Genomic DNA, 1,895 nt, shown 5'->3' with positions numbered 1-1,895 from the left:
GACCATGTCGGAGGCCTTCCATCGCGGCGTGTCCGACGTCGCTTCACCGGAAACCGCCGAGATCGAGACCGCCAAGCGGGTCATCGAGCGCGCCTTCGACGCCGTGGTGCTGTGGGCTGGCGACAACCAGCAGGAAGCCCTGTCGATCGCGGCGGGCATGCGCCGCAACACCCGCCTCTTCCACATCCCGGCCCTGCTGTATCTGAAGGCCGAGAGCTATGTGACCATGTCGGAGGCCTTCCATCGCGGCGTGTCCGACGTCGCTTCACCGGAAACCGCCGAGATCGAGACCGCCAAGCGGGTCATCGAGCTGGCCCGCAACTATCGCCGGGGCGAATCCATTCGCGGCGCCTTGGAGAAGGCCCGCAGCTCGGGCCTGATGGACGCCGCCACGGGCCTGTTCACCCGCGATCTGTTCGCCGCCCACCTCGTCCGCCTGGCCGGCGCGGCGCGTGAGCGCGCCCGGCCGCTGTCGATCTGCGTGCTGCGGGTGGCCGACAAGCCCGACACCGTCTGGGCCCGCAAGAACGGCTGGCTGGACCGCGCGATTCCGCAGATCGGCTCGATGGTCGGCCGCCTGGTGCGGGTCGAGGACACGGCCGCCCGCCTGGCGCCCGAAGTCTTCGCCCTGGCCCTGCCGGCCACCAACAACGCCGCCGGACGCGCCGCCGCCGAACGGATCGCCGCGGTGATCGGCTGCACGGCCTTCGACGCCGGCGACGACCGCCCGCCGTTCGTCTGCGAGTTCGACATCGGCGTGGCCCAGATCGAGGCGGGCGAAAGCGCCGTCCACGCCCTGGAACGCGCCGCTGCTCAAGCGCTGCAGCGCCACAGCGCCTAGCGGGCTTGTCGGAACAGCGCGGCTGTCCTACCTCCGGCGGGCTTAGCCAGGAGACCGCCATGGGCCAGCCGCTGCTTATCGACCTCGTCGCCGACGTCGTCTGTCCCTGGTGCTATCTGGGCTGGCGGCGGGTCAAGTCCGCCGTGACCCTTCGGCCGGATGTCGAGCCGCTGATCGTCTGGCGACCCTACCAGCTGGACCCGAGTCTTCCCGAGCAAGGCGTTGATCGCAAAGTCTATATGGCCGGCAAGTTCAAGGATGCGCTGAAGCTGAAGGCGGTCCATACCGCCCTGGTCGAGGCCGGCGCCGAGGAAGGGATCGTCTTCGATTTCGACGCTATCGCACTGTCGCCCAACACCAGCGCCGCTCATCGCCTGATCCGCTGGGCGCATGGGGCGGGCAAGCAGGACGCCGTGGTCGAGGCCCTGTTCGCCGCCTATTTCACCCAAGGCCGCGACATCGGCGATCCGGTGGTGCTGGCCGATATCGGCGAGGCGGCGGGGATGGATCCGGTAGTGATCCTGCGCCTGCTGTCCGAAGGCGCGGACAAGGAAACCATAGCCCGCGAGCACGCCATGGCCGTCCAGGGCGGGATCACGGGCGTGCCCTTCGCGATTTTCGGCGGCAAGCTGGCGATCGTCGGCGCCGAGAGCCCGGAGAACATCGCCCAGGCGATCGACAAGGCGCTCGAAGCGGCGGCCTGAGGTCGGCGCTCCTCGAAGCGCCCTCGCAGACTCATCCGTCCAGCGTCTGCTTCATCGCCGCGCAGCCGAGGTCCATGAAGCCCGCCACCCGCTCGGCCGCGTCGTGGGGCAGCAGGTCGGCGGTCCAGACGATGCGGCTGCCCGAGCCTTGCTCCAGCACCCGCATGGCGCCGTTGTGGTGGGTCAGCAGCGCGCTGCCCACCACCGACCACACAAGGCGGCGAGTCTCGTCATCGACCGCCACGATCAGCTCGCGGGCGACCAGGCCGCCCGCGAAGGTGACGACCCGCGCGCCCTCCTCCACCTGGCAGTCGGTCAGCACGCCAGGGCACAGGCGCTGATAGTATAGT

At 69.6% G+C, this 1,895-nt stretch carries 3 protein-coding genes; 2 read left to right on the top strand and 1 reads right to left on the bottom strand.

The features are described 5' to 3' along the window. Positions 1-841: GGDEF domain-containing protein (locus tag AC1DZ6_RS24380; RefSeq protein WP_477099684.1), on the top strand; the 841-nt coding region annotated here is incomplete at its 5' end. 59 nt (positions 842-900) lie between these two features. Further along, entirely contained in the window at positions 901-1,545 is a 645-nt protein-coding gene (locus tag AC1DZ6_RS24375; RefSeq protein WP_477099683.1) for a DsbA family oxidoreductase, read from the top strand. A gap of 31 nt (positions 1,546-1,576) precedes the next feature. On the opposite strand, the gene AC1DZ6_RS24370 is transcribed toward AC1DZ6_RS24375, so the two are convergent. Further along, positions 1,577-1,895, bottom strand: a 319-nt coding sequence (locus AC1DZ6_RS24370; protein ID WP_477099682.1) for an SRPBCC family protein, incomplete at its 5' end; no start/stop codon positions are given.

The organism is Caulobacter sp. P1_B12_2 (assembly GCF_056406675.1).
This window is presented reverse-complemented; position numbering and strand designations above follow the sequence as displayed.